Origin of the sequence: Pseudoalteromonas sp. 2CM41L, from assembly GCF_023161905.1 — a bacterium.
Lineage (GTDB): Bacteria > Pseudomonadota > Gammaproteobacteria > Enterobacterales > Alteromonadaceae > Pseudoalteromonas > Pseudoalteromonas atlantica.
The window spans coordinates 71,447-87,470 of the sequence record NZ_JALNTN010000001.1; the positions used below are offsets into that span (position 1 = coordinate 71,447).

Consider the following 16,024-nt stretch of genomic DNA (forward strand, 5'->3'; position numbering starts at 1 on the left):
TTGTTTACAATGCACTTTTAAGTAAACTAACTGCACGCAAACAGGGAGTGGTTTTAATGCAGCAAATTGGTATTTACGAGCAGTTAATTACGCAAGTAATTGAGCAAAATTTAAATCGTGACCAATTTTATGTGGGCGAACGTCAACTAGAATCGGCAGAGGCCGCAACATGGCTTTCGCGCTTTTTGGGCAAGCTTGTTGAGCATGCAATAAATGCCATTCCTAACTCTAACGAGCGTTTGCAAGAGCAAATTAGCCTAGCTAATAGCCTTGTCCTTTGGCTTAAAGATCATATTCGAGATGATGAACTGATCAACGAAAACCTTATCGACAGCCAAGGCCGAATTCTTACCGCGCTGTTTAATACCCAAAACCCCATTGCTGCAAATCTTAAAGATTACTCAAGCGATATTTTTCCGCTAACAGGGCTTACACAAAGTGAATTATTTAGCGGTGCTAATGCAGGTATATCGCTCGAAACCGAGCTAAAGCGCGAGATTAAATCGTCCGACACTATTTACTGGCTTGTCTCATTTATCAAATGGACGGGGCTGCGCATTTTTAAAAATGAGCTTGAAGCCTTTACCAAAAGCGGTAATAAACTCAAAGTAATTACTACTTCGTACATGGGGGCAACGGATGCTAAAGCCGTTGAGTTTTTAGCAAATCTACCAAACACCGAGGTAAAGCTAAGTTACAACAATCAGCAAGAACGCCTACACGCTAAATCTTACTTATTTATGCGTAAAACGGGTTTTCATACTGGGTATATTGGTTCGTCTAATTTATCGCATTCAGCGCTTACCAGCGGCCTAGAGTGGAACTTAAAAATTACAGCGCAAGAAATCCCACACATAATAGCCAAAACCAAAAGCACGTTTGAAACCTACTGGCAATCGCCAGATTTCGAGCTATTTACAGGCAAAGCTGAATGTAAAGAAAAGCTAATAAATTCTCTTAATGAGCAACGCGGTGTTGGGCAATCAAGCAGCCAGTTTTATTTTGATATAACACCAAAAACACACCAGCTCGCTATTTTAGAAAAGCTAAGCGTTGAACGTGGCGTGCATAATCGTTTTAAAAACCTAGTGGTTGCTGCAACGGGCACAGGTAAAACCATTATATCGGCGTTCGACTTTAAAACCGTTTACGATAAAAACCCAAACGCACACTTTTTGTTTGTAGCCCACCGCGAAGAAATACTTAAACAAGCGCAAAGCGCTTACCGCGGCGTGCTTAAAAATAACGACTTTGGTGAGCTGTGGGTAGGTAACTACAAACCACAGCGCTACAACCAATTATTTGCATCAATCCAAACGCTGAACAGCCAAATTGAATCGCTCAATTTAACTCACGATTACTACGACTACATAGTGATAGACGAAGTACACCACGTAAGCGCAGCGAGTTATCGCGCTATATTAAATCACTTTGCGCCCACAATATTACTTGGCTTAACCGCTACACCAGAGCGACAAGATGACGCAAATATACTCGATGACTTTTGCGGTGTAATAGCCGCCGAAATCCGCTTGCCAGAGGCAATAAATCAACGCCATTTATGTCCATTTCAATACTTTGGATTAGATGACGATACCGACCTAAGCCAAATAACATGGCGCCGCGGCCGTTACGATATAACCGAGCTAAGTAACCTTTATACAGGCGAGAACAGCCGCGCTAACAAAATTATATCCAGCCTTGCTGATATAGTGACAAATGTTCATAACATTAAAGCGTTGGCATTTTGTGTAGGCCAAAAACACGCAGAATTTATGGCTAAAAAGTTTAACTTAGCAGGCATAAACGCCGATGTACTGACCAGCAAAAACACCAATGAGCGCGCGGCTAAACAGCAAGCACTACGCCAAGGCGAAATACAAATACTTTGCGTGGTTGATATTTTTAATGAAGGTGTCGATATTCCAGAGGTCGATACCTTACTATTTTTACGCCCGACTGAAAGCCTAACGCTGTTTTTACAGCAACTCGGCCGTGGTTTACGCCTGCCCGACAACAGCCAAAAACAGTGCTGCACCGTACTCGATTTTGTAGGTAATGCCCGCCCAGAATACGATTTTGCTAGTAAATTTCGCGCGCTTATTGGTAAAAGCAACCAACCAGTAAAAACCGAGATTGAAAACAACTTCTCACATTTGCCGCTGGGCTGCCGTATAGAGCTACAAAAGCGCACACAACAAACAATATTAAAAAATATTCAGCAAGCCATAAACACTAAACGACGTTTACAACAGCTTATAAATAGCTATTCGCAACACACTAACGACGCGCTTACGCTAAGTAACTTTTTACGCATAAACCCGCAAGTCACGCTTGAAGATATTTACAAACCAAAAGATAAAAAGCTCGGCGGCTGGCACTGGTTAAAAGGCGATGAAGTACCAGTAGAACAAGCCGATGTTTATGCCGCATATTACCGCGCTATAAACACTCAATTACTCGGCTGCGACTCACTCAGTTATTTATGCTTTTTACGTGATTTATGTAATAACGATTTTGGCTTTACCCCAACAGCGCAAAACCAACAGTACGCGCTTATGGCGCATTACAACTTTTGGGATACCACTGGCGCAAGTTTAGGTTTTAAAACGCTTGAACAAAGCTTACAGGCACTTAAACACAACGAGTTACAGCAGGAACTTGCACAAGTGATTACGCTGTTAATAAACCGCATTCACCAGCAGGAAAGCGATTTAACGTGCCTACCTAATCACGCAATCAAATTACACAGCCGCTACACGCGCCAGCAAATACTCGCCGCTTTTGGCGCACACTCGTTTGATAAAAAATCGACCGCCCGCGAAGGTGTTTTAGAATTTAAAAACCAAAACTTAGAGCTGTTATTCGTCACACTCAACAAATGTGAAAAAACCTACTCGCCCACTACGCTATATCACGACTACGCAATCAGCCCCACTCTGTTTCATTGGCAAACGCAAAACAGCGCCCGCCCAGAACACGGCCGCGGCCTAAGTTATATTGAGCATCAAGAAACAGGCAAAACCATATTGTTATTTGTGCGCGAACAAGGCAAAGATGAAAACGGCCGAACCATGGGATTTGTAAACTATGGCGAGGTTAAATACCAAAGCCACAACGGCAGCCAGCCGATGAATATAACGTGGGAATTAACCAGCCCCATGCCAAGTGAAATGTGGCATGAGGCTGGGAAATTGGCGGTTGGGTGATGGATTTCATATTATTATCCATGGCAAACATTTATATAGTTTAAAAAATGTTATGGTTATTCAACATCAATCTCTTCAGCCAAATCCGATTGGTAATTTGTGAATTGTCTATCGAAAGTAATTATTGAAGTCGTAATTTCAGGATCGCCTAATCGAGTTTCAGCTTCTTTAAGTTGCTTAATAGCATCTTCAAACGTACTTGGATCTTTTGTCCTTTTATATAAAGACAAGCCAACCTCGCAATAAGTTTTCAATATATTTTTATTATTTTTATATTTATCTACAGCTCTAACTGATTTTTCTTTTGCGATTTCCAGAATAGCTATACGATCTTCTTCCATGATACCTGCGGTTCTTTCTGATCTTGCAAGTAGCAAAATTATTTTAAACCTTTCTAAAGGTCCTTCACTTCCAAAATCGTTTTCAAAAAGTCTTATCTCTGTTTCAGCCTTTTCTAATTGGTTAACATCGATAAGGTAACGAATAAGCCTATGCCTAGGAACGCGTTCGCCCGGCACCTTCGATATCATCTTTCTTAATAATTTGTTTCTAATGTGTTTATCTGGGAAGCGGCTAATACCTGAATCGAAAGAGCAAAGCTGTTTAATCGTTCGAATTTCAACATCATATGTTGGGATTATATTATCTATCACAGTTTCAAATAGCTTATAAAACTCACCTTCGTCAGACATTTTGTACTTCGTAATTATGTCTGTAATTACCGGATGACGACCTTTCCAGCCATATATGCCCTCACGCTCACTGATTGTGTATTCATTAATAATATCGGCAAGATTTATGAGAGAAGCAGATATAGACTCAGCAGAAATGCCTAATAACCTAACAATTAATTGTCGATGTACATTTACCCCTGCACTTTCCATAGCGGATACAAGCCTATAAATTTCTTGTAGACCTTTTTCAAGCTCTGCAAATTCCCGTAAAACAATATCGTCAAACTGCTCAGATGCAAAAATATTTTTTAAACATACAAAAGTATCCGATTCGCACTTAGCTACCAGCCTTCTTTTACGCTCAGCACGGGAGAAACCAGAAAAGCTTGTTTCAATAAGAGGCTGTAGGTCTGGGTGTGTTTCAACTAAAGAAAGTAACCCCTCAATTTCTACCTCATTTAACTTACGAATTACTAACTCTTTTCCTTTCTGAAAAAAGCTTGGGGTTTTAACACGTGGGTACCAGTGATTTTTAGATGAGGTAAGAATTATTTTCAAATTAAAATTATTATCGGAAGAAAGTAAATCGATCAAATTGTTTATTTCATATAAATGATTATGAGCGTCATCTATGAAAATTATGCCCTGCTCATTTTTTTCCAATAAGCTTTTACCTATCATGCGCCATTCATTAAATAGCACCTTATGACTGCTTTTATGCTCCCAACAATGAAAACCTTTTTCTTTCAAATTAAGTATGACTTTCCGAGCAGCGGTGCTCTTACCCATACCACTTGCACCTAAAATACAGCAACATAATCTGGTAGGGTCTCTCAATATATCCTCAGCCTCGCGCGCTATAGCTCTATCGAAAGTAAGATTAGCTTTTATATCTGAATATGTTGCAGGCCAACCTTGAAACATTGCACCAACATTTTTTTCTATATTTCTAAGTTCATCTTCTACTCTAAATGTTACTGGATGCAATATATCAAGTGCATCAAGGGGATCTCCTGTTGACTTGTATACCAATGAATCTGGGAGATTTTTCTTTTGCAACTCGATAAAAAAATCATCAACACTGCCAAAGGCAACTTTTACACCTCTCCTCTCAAAAAGAGCTGCACGATTTTCATCTTGCGTATACAAAATCAAGTAAATCGTAGCAGGCGAGAAAGATTTATTATTTAATGATATAGCCCTACTCACAATATCTTTTATATGCTGATCAGCTAGTGAGTAACCAATAATTACAACATTAGAACCATTCAAATCGTGTTTAAATGCATCCCATAATGCTTCCCTATATTCTGATGTATTATCATAATCTGCCTCAGATATTATAATCCTACTTTGAGAGCCATCAGATATATCTTTATCTATACTTCCATGCAATTTATACAGCTTCGTCGCTTCTGGGTAAGCTTGTTCCTTAAAATCATAATTAGATGATATTACTGAAAGCGCTTTTTCTTTTTTTTCAAAAGACTGTTCAATTAACTTATCATAATTTGTAGTATAAATATTTTTCCAGTCATAAAGGGGTAAATTGAGCAAAGAACCAGTAACACGGATTCTTACAAAAAGCTTTCTCAAGCATGAGATCAACTCTGATCGCGATCGTTTTTCCTCTGCGATACTAGTAATTTCAGTAAGAGTATAGCCTTCAGTTTCAATTCTAAAATCTTCAGAAACTTTTTTGATTAATTTATCTACACTTGGTGCTCCCGATGGGATAGATGAACCTGCACCAAAGAATAAAACAGTGTTTGAAGGGTTTAACCCCTCAACTACTTCAGATAATAAAATACTCATATAATTCCCTTTAATAAATTTACGCTAAAAGTAAATAACAATTTAAAAACTTATTTTTATAACCATCAATCTACCAACACACTCCAATTCCCCGTGATCACACCCGAAAGTTATAAATTGATGAGTAATCACTTGCATGGATGCAAGTTAAGCCGTGACTTCGCCATGGATGGCGAATACACGGCGCTTACGTTCACATCAATTTTTAATTTGAGGACACAGTGTGATCCTCGGGTGCGCCGAGAGAGTCCAGAGAGAGGTCGGCGGCAGCCTCTCTTTGGTTGTCATCGCCAACGCGATAAAACCTCGAATAGAGGTTTTAATCCCTTCACAATATCTAATATTATCAATCACATTGACACGCTAAAGCACGTCCTACAATTTAAGTGCGAGGTAAACTCCCGCCTACGGCACGACCAATAAATTTAAAAGCTACGCTTTTAACGCCAGCAAGCTGCGCGTCTACACGTTAAAACGCGATATAAAATCGCGACTACACAACCACTTGTTTAAACCGTGCGAACGTTCGCATGCTTTCATCAGCAATCATTACTTCGTAATCGGGGTTTTGAGCAATTAGCTCATATTGCCCGTTTGGTAATTTATTAACTTTGCGCAGTAAATACTGGCCATCTCCGCCTATTTCATCTCGCTCTATAACAACTATTTGGTCGCGTAGCGATCCGGCTCTATCGGAAGTTATAAGCTCAAGTAACAATAAGTCGCCATCAAGTATTGGGTGTTTACCGCCGTTCATAGAGTTGCCCGATGCACGTGCTAAAAAATGCACGTTTGGATCAAGCTTGCCCGCGCCAAATGGCGCGTCCATTAATTCCATATCGCTTTCATCCCCAGTTTTAAAATGCCCACAGGCAATTTTAATATTGGGAAAGTACGGCAGTTTTAATGCGCTATTTTGCTCGTTTGCTGTATCGGCAAGATCTTTGAACGCTAATTGAGTTACATTGTCAGCTTTTTGCTCTGTATTTTGTTTCGTAGTTGGCGTTTTTACTTTTAGGCGCTGGTTGTATTTGGCTAAGGTGTACTCAACCAGCTCTAACACGGCGCTGTTTAGTAATTCGCGTTTTTCTGCGGGTACGTCAAACGTGGCTTTTACGGTGCTGTTTTGTAAGGTAAACCATTGTGTGCCGTCTTTATTTTTATTGGTATAGGCTTTAATTGGATTTTTACGCCAGTAGCTTTGCCATGTTTGGGAATCTGCAGCTGCTTGCTGTTCTTTAATAGGTAAATCATGTTGCTTTAAATTTGGATGGCGCGCTAAAACCTTTGCGCTCATGGCTGCAAGTTCTGCAACTGTTGGGGGGTTAGCAAAACCGTTTAAAGCGACATACGCCTCAAGCAAAATAGCTTTGAAGCATTTGTTCATACTGGTTGTTTGTATGCCTTTGTATAAAAAGTCGTAAAACGGTGCTAATTGCTTGGCACTTTGTTGTGCTTCATCATCAATATTTTGTGTTTTAGCAATTAGCTCAAACCAGCTTGTGTAATTACTGTTTACTTTTTTTATATCGCCATAGTGGTAGTAAAACTCACTTAACGTGGGTAAGTGCCCAAGTTGCTCAGCCAGCTGCGTTATATCTTCTAACGCCGTAGTACGCTGTATTTTGGCTAGCTGCTGCCAAAAGTCGGTAACTTTTAAATCAATATTTATAAAGCAGCCATCTGCAAGGTTGGGCTTTTTAAGCTTTTTAACTACACCACTTGGCGTGGTTTCATGTAGTAGTGCATAGGGTTTATTTAAAAAGCTGTGGTGGTTACCAATAAAATCGAGCACCACTAAATGTGTTTTACCTTCGAGGGTGCGTAAACCACGGCCTAATTGCTGTAAAAATAGTATTTTAGAGTCGCTTGGGCGCAGCATTAATATGGTATCAATACTTGGTAAATCAGTGCCTTCGTTAAATAGGTCAACAGTAAATAATACTTCAACTTGGCGCTGTTCTAATTGTTTAAGCGCCTCATTGCGGCGTACTTTTGATTGGCTATGCACTGATAGCGCTTTTACACCCGCTTTATTAAATGCAGCTGCCATATAATCAGCATGTTTGGTAGATATGCAAAAGCCTAATGTGCGCTGCTGCTTGTATTGCTGCCACTGTAAAAGTGCGTGGTCTGCTCGTTTTTGGGTCGCAAATTTGTTTTCTAGTGCTGTTGGGTCAAATCGACCATTACGCCACGGAATAGCTTGATAGTTTACGTTTTCATCCCAAATCCCGTAGTAATGAAATGGCACTAACGTTTTTTGATCTATCCCCTGTGTTAAATTTCGTTCAAACACTAAATTGTTGTCGCATAGCCCTAAAATATCAGCTTGGTCGGTACGTTCTGGTGTAGCTGTTAAACCAAGTAAAAACTGGGGTTCAAAGTAGTTTAAAAGCTGACGATATACACGCGCACTTGCATGGTGAAATTCGTCAACAATAATGTAATCAAACGCTGTTGGCGCAAATTGTTTTAAGTGATTACTACGACCAATGGTTTGAATAGAGGCAAATAAACACTCAGCGTTTTTGTCTCGCTGTTTACCATTATAAAACCCAGTTGATAAAGTAAGTAATTCAGAAAATGTACGCTGTGCTTGCAAAAGTATTTCTTCTCGATGTGCTACAAATAAAACACGATTAGCTTTGAATTGTTTTACATCAAATGCACTTAACCATGTTTTACCCATGCCTGTTGCCAATACCACTAAGCCACGTTTGAAACCCTCAGTACGGGTTTGTGCTAGGGCATTTAGCGCTTCAACTTGAGCTGGCCTTGGTGTTTTAGCTTCATTTTTTTCAATAACTTGCTCAGCTGTATCGGTATGGTTTACCGCTACAAACTGCTGTACTTTACGCCTAGCAATGTAGCTATTAATCCACTCATGGCTTAAATGAGTAACAAATTTGTGATTAAAAATATTTTCAAAAGCTGTGCGTATACTTAAAAACTGCTTCGCTGCTTGGCTTGTTTTTGGCTGTGTATAATCATGTCTAAAATTCCACTCGTGCCCTTTGGTCAATGCACTGGCACTAATATTACTCGAGCCAATAAAGGCGCAGCCACCAGTAATCTCGTTTTGGTCGTTTGTTTTAACAAAAATATACGACTTCATATGAAAACTTTGATTACTGTGCGTTTGATAAATACGCACATCGGCGCCCCGATCTACTAATGCCATGAGTTCTCTCAATGCATTAGGATGAGTAATATCGAGGTAGTCTGAGGTAAGTAGCTTAAGCGTTGCGCCGCTTTGTAACGCTTCGCTTAGTGGGTCGAACAAGAGTGCTAAGCCACTTGGCTGAATAAATGAAACTGTAATTTCAATCTCAGTCGCGTTGTTTATGGCATGCACAAGATTAGGTAATAACGGGTCATTATCACCCGTAATAAGTTGTTGGTTATTATTTTGCAGGTGTTGATGTTCGCTAAAACTATTCACTTATAATTTCGCTTTGCTATGCGTTATCAATGCATTTAGCCACACTTCGCTTTCACGCCCTGGGCGCTGATCAACACTTTGCCAGTGCTTAATTATGCTTAATTGCGTGTGTTGATTTAATAAATTACTTAATAACTGCTCGGTTAAATCGGTGAACTCACGGCCATTATGTACACGCTCTTGCGTGCCATATTTAAACGATACATATAAAACGCCATTGGGTTTAAGCGCATTTTGTAGGTTTAAAAATACTTGAGGAAGCTCGGCCTTTGGCACATGTAACAAACTGGCGCAGCACCAAATACCGTCGTATTTATTAACACACTCAAGCTCTTGAAAGGTTTTAACCTCTACTGGTTGCTGTAAGTAACTGCTTGCAAGCTCTGCAAGTGCAGGGCTTGCATCAAAAGCCGACACACTAAACCCTTGGCTTTTAAAATAGGCAGCATCGCGAGCTGAGCCACAACCTGCATCTAGCACATGGCCATTTTGGACAACATAAGGTAAAAACTCACGGTAAAGCGCCGACATATCAACATTAAGTGTTGAGTCGCTAAAGGTTTGTGCATGTTGGTTATAATAATTTAGTGTGGTATTGGGCACTGCTTATACCGCTCCTTGGCTTTTGCGAGTTTGCAACGTTAATGCTGCATTCATGTTTGTTTAATCTACAGGAACAAGCCGATAAATTAAAGAACTTATAAGTAGGTTTTTTTAGCTTAATACGCTGTTTGTATTGAATTTAGCAATAATTATCTCCTTAAAACCTTAACCCTCTCCTTTTTAGATACATTTTTTTACAACTTTAATGGTTCCTTCACCATTATATTATTTTGCTAGGTTATACTGTTTTAATAACGTACAAAAAAAGCTTACCTCAGAGTCTTAATGAATAAATTAATAACCTTATTATTGTGTGTGTTGTTTAGTACCTCTTGGGGTGTGTTTGCCTGCGAAAGAACGCTTAGCGTTGGCGCGCATGATGCTTTTTGGCCGCCTTATGTAATGGGCATTAGCGGCCAGTTACAGGGTAAAGAGGTGGATGCGTTAACTATTATTTTTAAAGACTCGCCTTTTTGTTTTGAAATAAAAATGCTGCCTAATTCTAAACGGGCTTTTACCGAGCTGCGCCATGGCCGAATAGACATAGGCTGGGCGGCAAGTTACACCAGTGAGCGTGCTAAATATGCTCATTATACAAAGGCCTACCGCACCGAGGTAATGCGTTTATACGAAAACAAAAACAATCAGCATACGGTTAAAAACTTGGCTGATATTTTTAACCAAGGTTTAACCATAGGCGCTAACTTTGGTAGTTATTATGGCGAAGAGTTTGAGCAGTATAAAAAAAGCCATAAAAAACAAATAGAATACACCAGCGCAACCAGTAAGCGCTTTGAAATGCTTAATAAGCAGCGTATAGATTACGCAATAGAAGACGAGCTAGTAGGCAATTATTTAAGTAAGCGTGGTAACAGCTTAATGAAAGTGCCTACCCTACCCGCTATTAATAAAGACCAAATACACTTAATGCTAAGCAAAAGAACAGTAACGCCTGATGAGGTTAAAATTATTAACGCGCATATAGCTAAAAATAAAGCAGCACTTAAGGCGCTGTTTGAATGAATGTTTTGAGCTGTACGCGTGTGTTTTTATTGGTGTGGGTAACGTGTTTGGGGTTATTTAGCGCTAAAGCCCAAGCATGCGATAAAACCATTAATGTAGGCACCAACGAGCGCTACTGGCCGCCGTATGTGGTACTAAAAAACAATACGTTAACGGGTGTTGAAATAGATATAATTAAAACCATTTTTAAAGACTCCCCTTTTTGTATAAATTTTACGTTATTACCTAACTCCTTACGCGCCTTAGAAGAGCTAAAACACGGCCGTGTAGATTTAATGTTTGCAGCAAGTAAAACCCGTGAGCGCCAAGCTTACGCCCACTTTAGTTTGCCTTATCGCGAAGAAGTAATGTTGTTGTATAAACATGCTGGCTCGGCAAGTATTAGTTCGTTAGAGCAGTTATTTAAAAAAGGCTTAACAGCCGGCGTTAATCGCGGCAGCTTTTTAGGGCACACGTTTAAAACGTTAAGCGATAAATATAACAAGCAAATAGTACTTACCAGCGATGCCGATAAACGCTTTGCTTTATTAAATAAAAAGCGGGTAGATTTTGTAGTAGACGATTCGTTAGTGGCGCACCATTTTGCTAACAAATACACGGCTATTTTACCCGTTGAGCAAGTAGCGCCTATTAACGTAAATAATGTGCATTTTATGATGAGCAAAAAAACGATTTCTTTAGAAGAAGTTAACACTATTAATGCGCATATTGTAAAAAATAAAGCGGCGCTTAAGGCGTTATTTAAGTAATAATACCAACCCACATTAATACTTAATCATTTTCAGGGGCTAAATGTGTCGCTATCTGCGTTAAAAAATCTTATTTAGAACAACTAAATAGCGAATTTTTTGCCTTGCTATCAACACGTTTATCCATCCTCAAAATAGATCACTTAATTATGCGGATTGGTATAAAAGGACGTTTTATGAAAATGTTTCTGTTAGCGTTTATATTTTTGGTTGCGCAATTTAATGTGCTGGCATGCACTAAAACGTTAAAAATGGGCACCAACGAAACCAACTGGGCGCCCTATTTAATTAAACAAGACAATGCCTTTGTAGGCGCAGAGGTAGATACGGTTAACGCTGTTTTTAACGATTCGCCTTTTTGTATTGAGTGGGTTTATTTTCCGAGCTTATCGCGGGTTCAGCAAGAGCTAAAAACAGGCCATATTGATATTACCTTTGCGGCAAGTTATACAAAAGAGCGCGCCGAATACTCTTATTTTACTGATGTATATCGCGATGAAGTTATGCTGCTTTATAAGCATGAAAACGCTAAAGATGTAATTAATTTGGCGGCGCTTTTTGAACGTGGCTTTATTGTTGGCGTTAACAGAGGCAGCTTTTTTGGCGCTGAGTTTGAAAAAATAAGAAAACACTACCCCAACCAAATAGTACTTACCGCAGATGCAAATACGCGCTTTGGTATGCTTAACAAAAAGCGAGTTGACTACGTGATTGACGACTCTGTTGTCGCAAAATATTTTGCTAAGCGCTACAACACTATTTTGCCGGTAAAAACGGCGCCAGCTATTAATGTTAATGGCGTACATTTTATGATGAGTAAACAGTCGGTCACGCTTGACGAAGTAGCTGTAATTAATCGCCTTATTAAAAATAATAAAGCGGCCATAGAGCGCATTTATAAACCCTATTAACCCTCGGTTTTACACTTATATAGATTCATAGCACAGCGTGCTGCCATTTTAGGTATGTATCTTTTACCTTTCATTACCATGGGGGGATCTGTATAATTCGCCAGCTAATTTACCCTATTGCTTGGTCTTGTTTGTGGCGTTTTGCTGCAGTTGGCCCCTGTCAGTACTCATTCTAGGACTAACTTTTTGATCTCCACCGCAAATATTACGATGCAGTTTGGCGCAGAGCCGTTGTTTGAAAACATTTCAGCTAAATTTGGTAACGGTAACCGTTACGGTTTAATTGGCGCTAACGGCTGTGGTAAGTCGACCTTCATGAAAATTTTAAGCGGTGCGCTTGTGCCAAGTGCGGGTAATGTGTCGATTACACCGGGGCTTAAAGTAGGTAACCTAAGCCAAGACCAGTTTGCGTTTGAACAATACAGCGTTGTAGATGCCGTAATTATGGGCGACGTAGAGCTTTGGAAAGTAAAGCAAGAGCGCGACCGTATTTACTCATTACCCGAAATGAGCGAAGAAGACGGCATGAAAGTGGCCGACCTTGAAAGCGTTTTTGCCGAAATGGATGGTTACACAGCCGAAAGCCGCGCTGAAGAAATACTATTAGAAGCGGGTATAGATAAAGAGTTTCATTATGGGTTAATGGCAAACGTTGCCCCAGGTTGGAAATTACGTGTGCTTTTAGCGCAGGCGCTGTTTGCAAACCCAGACATACTGCTACTCGATGAGCCAACCAATAACTTGGATATTCATACCATTACGTGGCTTGCTAATGAGCTTAATAAACGTAAATGCACCATGATTATTATTTCGCATGACCGCCACTTTTTAAATTCGGTATGTACTCACATGGCCGACATTGATTACGGTGAGCTGCGTATTTACCCAGGTAACTACGAGAAGTTTTTAGAAGCGGCAGGCTTACAGCGCGAGCAATTATTAGCCGAAAATGCTAAAAAGAGCGCCGAGATTGACGAGCTTCAAGACTTTGTTAACCGTTTTGGTGCTAACGCCTCTAAAGCTAAACAAGCCAGTTCGCGTGCTAAAAAAATGGATAAAATTAAGCTTGATGAAGTTAAAGCGTCAAGCCGTATGAGCCCATCGTTAAGTTTTGACGAAGGCAAAAAAATGTACCGCCAAGCGCTTGAAGTTAATAAACTTGGCCACGGTTTTGATGGTGAAACATTATTTAGCGGCGGCGACTTTTTACTAGAAGCAGGTGCTAAGCTTGCGGTTATTGGCGAAAACGGTGTGGGTAAAACCACCTTTTTACGCTGTTTAGTAAACGAGCTTAAAAGTAATGAAGGCGAAATTAAGTGGTCAGAAAACGCTAGCTTTGGCTACTGCCCGCAAGACAGCACAAAAGATTTTGATAACGATTTAACCTTATTTGATTGGATGTCGCAATGGCGTACAGCCAAGCATAACGATTTAATGGTTCGCGGCATGTTAGGGCGTTTGTTGTTTACCGCCGACGATTCAAACAAAAAAGCGCGTAACTGTTCTGGTGGTGAAAAAAACCGTTTGTTGTTTGGTAAGCTAATGATGCAAGACGTAAACGTACTTGTAATGGACGAGCCAACCAACCACATGGATATGGAAGCCATTGAAGCGCTAAATAATGCACTTAAAGACTTTGCGGGTACGCTTATTTTTGTAAGCCACGACCGCGAGTTTGTATCGTCTTTAGCAACACGTATTATTGATATTAAAGACAAGCAGGTCATTGATTTTCAGGGTACGTTTGACGAATACCTAGCAAGCATAGAAGAGAAAAAGATCGCTTAAGTTGTAGCAGCGATTTTATATCGCGTTTGTTTTAGGTTTAAGTTATTAGGTTTAAGTTTTTAGGTTTCAAAAACTAAAAATAGAGCCTAAACCATTTTAAAAAGGTGCTGTTTAGCGCCTTTTTTTGTGGGTGTTTGAATAGGTGGGTGCGCATTGTTTTAGCCATAAGAAGCTAAACTCTGCTCTGTAGACGCGCAGCTTGCTGGCGTTTTAAAAGCAGCGCTTTTACCTAAGTGTAAACCCCTCGGCTAAAACCATGAGAAGCTACGCTTCTAACGTGAGCAAGCTCTACGTCTTGTATCTCTCATTTTAAGCTTCAAGGTCGTATTTAACTTTCTTGGAACTTAAAATGAGAGATGGTATCTACAAGACAAATTAACGCCGGAGCTAACCTCTACCTTGTAGACGCACAGCTTGCTGGCGTTTAAAAGCAACGCTTTTACCTAAGTGTTACCACCTTTGCTAAGGCCATGAGAAGCTGCGCTTCTAACGTGAGCAAGCTCAACGACTACAAGTCAAACTAACGCCGGAGCTAAGCCCAATCCTGTAGACGCACAGCTTGCTGGCGTCTTAAAAGCAACGCTTTTACCTAAGTGTAACAACCTTTGCTAAAGCCATGAGAAGCTGCGCTTCTAACGTGAGCAAGCTCAACGTCTACAAGTCAAATTAACGCCAGAGCTAAGCCCAATCCTGTAGACGCGCAGCTTGTTGGCGTTTAAAAGCAGCGCTTTTACATAAGTGTAACCACCTTTGCTAAGGCCATGAGAAGCTACGTTTCTAACGTGAGCAAGCTCAACGTCTACAAGTCAAACTAACGCCGGAGCTAACCTCTACCTTGTAGACGCACAGCTTGCTGGCGTTTAAAAGCAACGCTTTTACCCTGATGTTAAACCCCTTCGCTAAAGCCATTAGAAGCTACGCTTCTAACGTGAGCAAGCTCAACGTCTACAAGTCAGATTAACTACTGTTTTAAAAACTTGCCTTGTGTAATAAACAGGTTTTCCTATATTTATTAAAATATATTAAGAAATGGCTCTCATGGTTTCTTCAACAAAACTATTAAAAGGTCGCTGCTCGTCTGCAAATAAATATTATTCAGTCACCATATGCTGCGTGCAAAGAGCCGATTTATTTGAAAACTTTGAGAATGCCTGTATGGCCGCTCGCGCGATCTTTTATATGCAAAAAAATGTTAATACTATTTGCTATACCGTAATGCCAGATCACCTTCATTGGCTTTTTCAAGTTAAGGCGCTCTCACTATCTGAGGTAGTTAGGCAGTTTAAAAGCTTAACAACCGTGAAGATTAATGCGCTTAGTGGTGATAAAGGTCCAATTTGGCAACAAAATTATTTTGATCATCAAATCCGCAATGAAAGAGATTTAATAATTCAGGCTCGTTATATTGTTGCAAACCCATTAAGAGCTGGGATTGTATATATTTGAACGGCGGGGGTTGAGGGTATTATTTTTATTTTTCGTGAACAAGCATCGTGTACCAACGCCGGAGCTTAGCCCTAGTCTGTAGACGCGCAGCTTGCTGGCGTTTTAAAAGCAGCGCTTTTACCTAAGTGTAAACCCCTTTGCCAAAGCCATGAGAAGCTACGCTTCTAACGTGAGCAAGCTCAACGTCTACAAGTCAAATTAACGCCGGAGCTAAACCTTACTCTGTAGACGCACAGCTTGCTGGCGTTTAAAAGCAGCGCTTTTACCTAAGTGTAAGCCCCTTTGCTAAAACCATGAGAAGCTACGCTTCTAACGTGAGCAAGCTCTACGTCTACAAGACAAACTAACGCCGAAGCTAAGC

The 16,024-nt window shown here is 40.2% G+C and carries 9 protein-coding genes; 6 read left to right on the forward strand and 3 right to left on the reverse strand.

Features of this window, described 5'->3' with window-relative positions; all coding sequences use genetic code 11:
• The first annotated feature begins 56 nt into the window (after positions 1-56).
• Positions 57-3,209 carry a DEAD/DEAH box helicase gene (locus MTF64_RS00310; RefSeq protein WP_248450069.1) on the forward strand — a complete coding sequence of 1,051 codons (3,153 nt, stop codon included), beginning with the start codon at positions 57-59 and terminating at the stop codon, positions 3,207-3,209.
• Positions 3,210-3,265: 56 nt separating this feature from the next.
• On the opposite strand, the gene MTF64_RS00315 is transcribed toward MTF64_RS00310, so the two are convergent.
• From MTF64_RS00315 to MTF64_RS00325, 3 genes are all read right to left on the reverse strand, one after another.
• Positions 3,266-5,698: an SIR2 family protein gene (locus MTF64_RS00315; protein ID WP_248450070.1), complete on the reverse strand. Its 2,433-nt coding sequence runs from the start codon at positions 5,696-5,698 to the stop codon at positions 3,266-3,268.
• Positions 5,699-6,191: 493 nt separating this feature from the next.
• Positions 6,192-9,143, reverse strand: coding sequence for a DEAD/DEAH box helicase family protein (locus MTF64_RS00320; RefSeq protein ID WP_248450071.1), 2,952 nt, complete (start codon positions 9,141-9,143; stop codon positions 6,192-6,194).
• Positions 9,144-9,746, reverse strand: a complete 603-nt coding sequence (locus MTF64_RS00325) for a class I SAM-dependent methyltransferase (RefSeq protein WP_248450072.1) — start codon at positions 9,744-9,746, stop codon at positions 9,144-9,146.
• 285 nt (positions 9,747-10,031) lie between these two features.
• On the opposite strand from MTF64_RS00325, the gene MTF64_RS00330 reads away from it, so the two are divergent.
• The 5 genes from MTF64_RS00330 (at position 10,032) to MTF64_RS00350 (ending at position 15,663) form a co-directional block, all read left to right on the forward strand.
• Positions 10,032-10,769 (forward strand): transporter substrate-binding domain-containing protein, encoded by a 738-nt coding sequence (locus MTF64_RS00330; RefSeq protein WP_248450073.1) that lies wholly within the window; start codon positions 10,032-10,034, stop codon positions 10,767-10,769.
• Positions 10,766-11,518, forward strand: coding sequence for a transporter substrate-binding domain-containing protein (locus MTF64_RS00335; protein ID WP_248450074.1), 753 nt, complete (start codon positions 10,766-10,768; stop codon positions 11,516-11,518). Before MTF64_RS00330 ends, MTF64_RS00335 begins: the two co-directional genes overlap by 4 nt.
• 176 nt (positions 11,519-11,694) lie before the next feature.
• Positions 11,695-12,429, forward strand: coding sequence for a transporter substrate-binding domain-containing protein (locus MTF64_RS00340; protein ID WP_248450075.1), 735 nt, complete (start codon positions 11,695-11,697; stop codon positions 12,427-12,429).
• Positions 12,430-12,615: 186 nt separating this feature from the next.
• Positions 12,616-14,217 carry an ABC-F family ATPase gene (locus MTF64_RS00345; protein WP_128581571.1) on the forward strand — a complete coding sequence of 534 codons (1,602 nt, stop codon included), beginning with the start codon at positions 12,616-12,618 and terminating at the stop codon, positions 14,215-14,217.
• Between the two features lie 1,038 nt (positions 14,218-15,255).
• Positions 15,256-15,663 carry a transposase gene (locus MTF64_RS00350; RefSeq protein WP_248450076.1) on the forward strand — a complete coding sequence of 136 codons (408 nt, stop codon included), beginning with the start codon at positions 15,256-15,258 and terminating at the stop codon, positions 15,661-15,663.
• The last annotated feature ends 361 nt before the right edge of the window (positions 15,664-16,024 follow it).

What these genes read in the sequence shown, in the direction of transcription:
- MTF64_RS00310 (WP_248450069.1), top strand. Translation starts at nt 57, where the DNA reads ATGCAGCAAATTGGTATTTACGAGCAGTTAATTACGCAAGTAATTGAG.
- MTF64_RS00315 (WP_248450070.1), bottom strand. Translation starts at nt 5,698, where the DNA reads ATGAGTATTTTATTATCTGAAGTAGTTGAGGGGTTAAACCCTTCAAAC.
- MTF64_RS00330 (WP_248450073.1), top strand. Translation starts at nt 10,032, where the DNA reads ATGAATAAATTAATAACCTTATTATTGTGTGTGTTGTTTAGTACCTCT.
- MTF64_RS00335 (WP_248450074.1), top strand. Translation starts at nt 10,766, where the DNA reads ATGAATGTTTTGAGCTGTACGCGTGTGTTTTTATTGGTGTGGGTAACG.
- MTF64_RS00340 (WP_248450075.1), top strand. Translation starts at nt 11,695, where the DNA reads ATGAAAATGTTTCTGTTAGCGTTTATATTTTTGGTTGCGCAATTTAAT.
- MTF64_RS00350 (WP_248450076.1), top strand. Translation starts at nt 15,256, where the DNA reads ATGGTTTCTTCAACAAAACTATTAAAAGGTCGCTGCTCGTCTGCAAAT.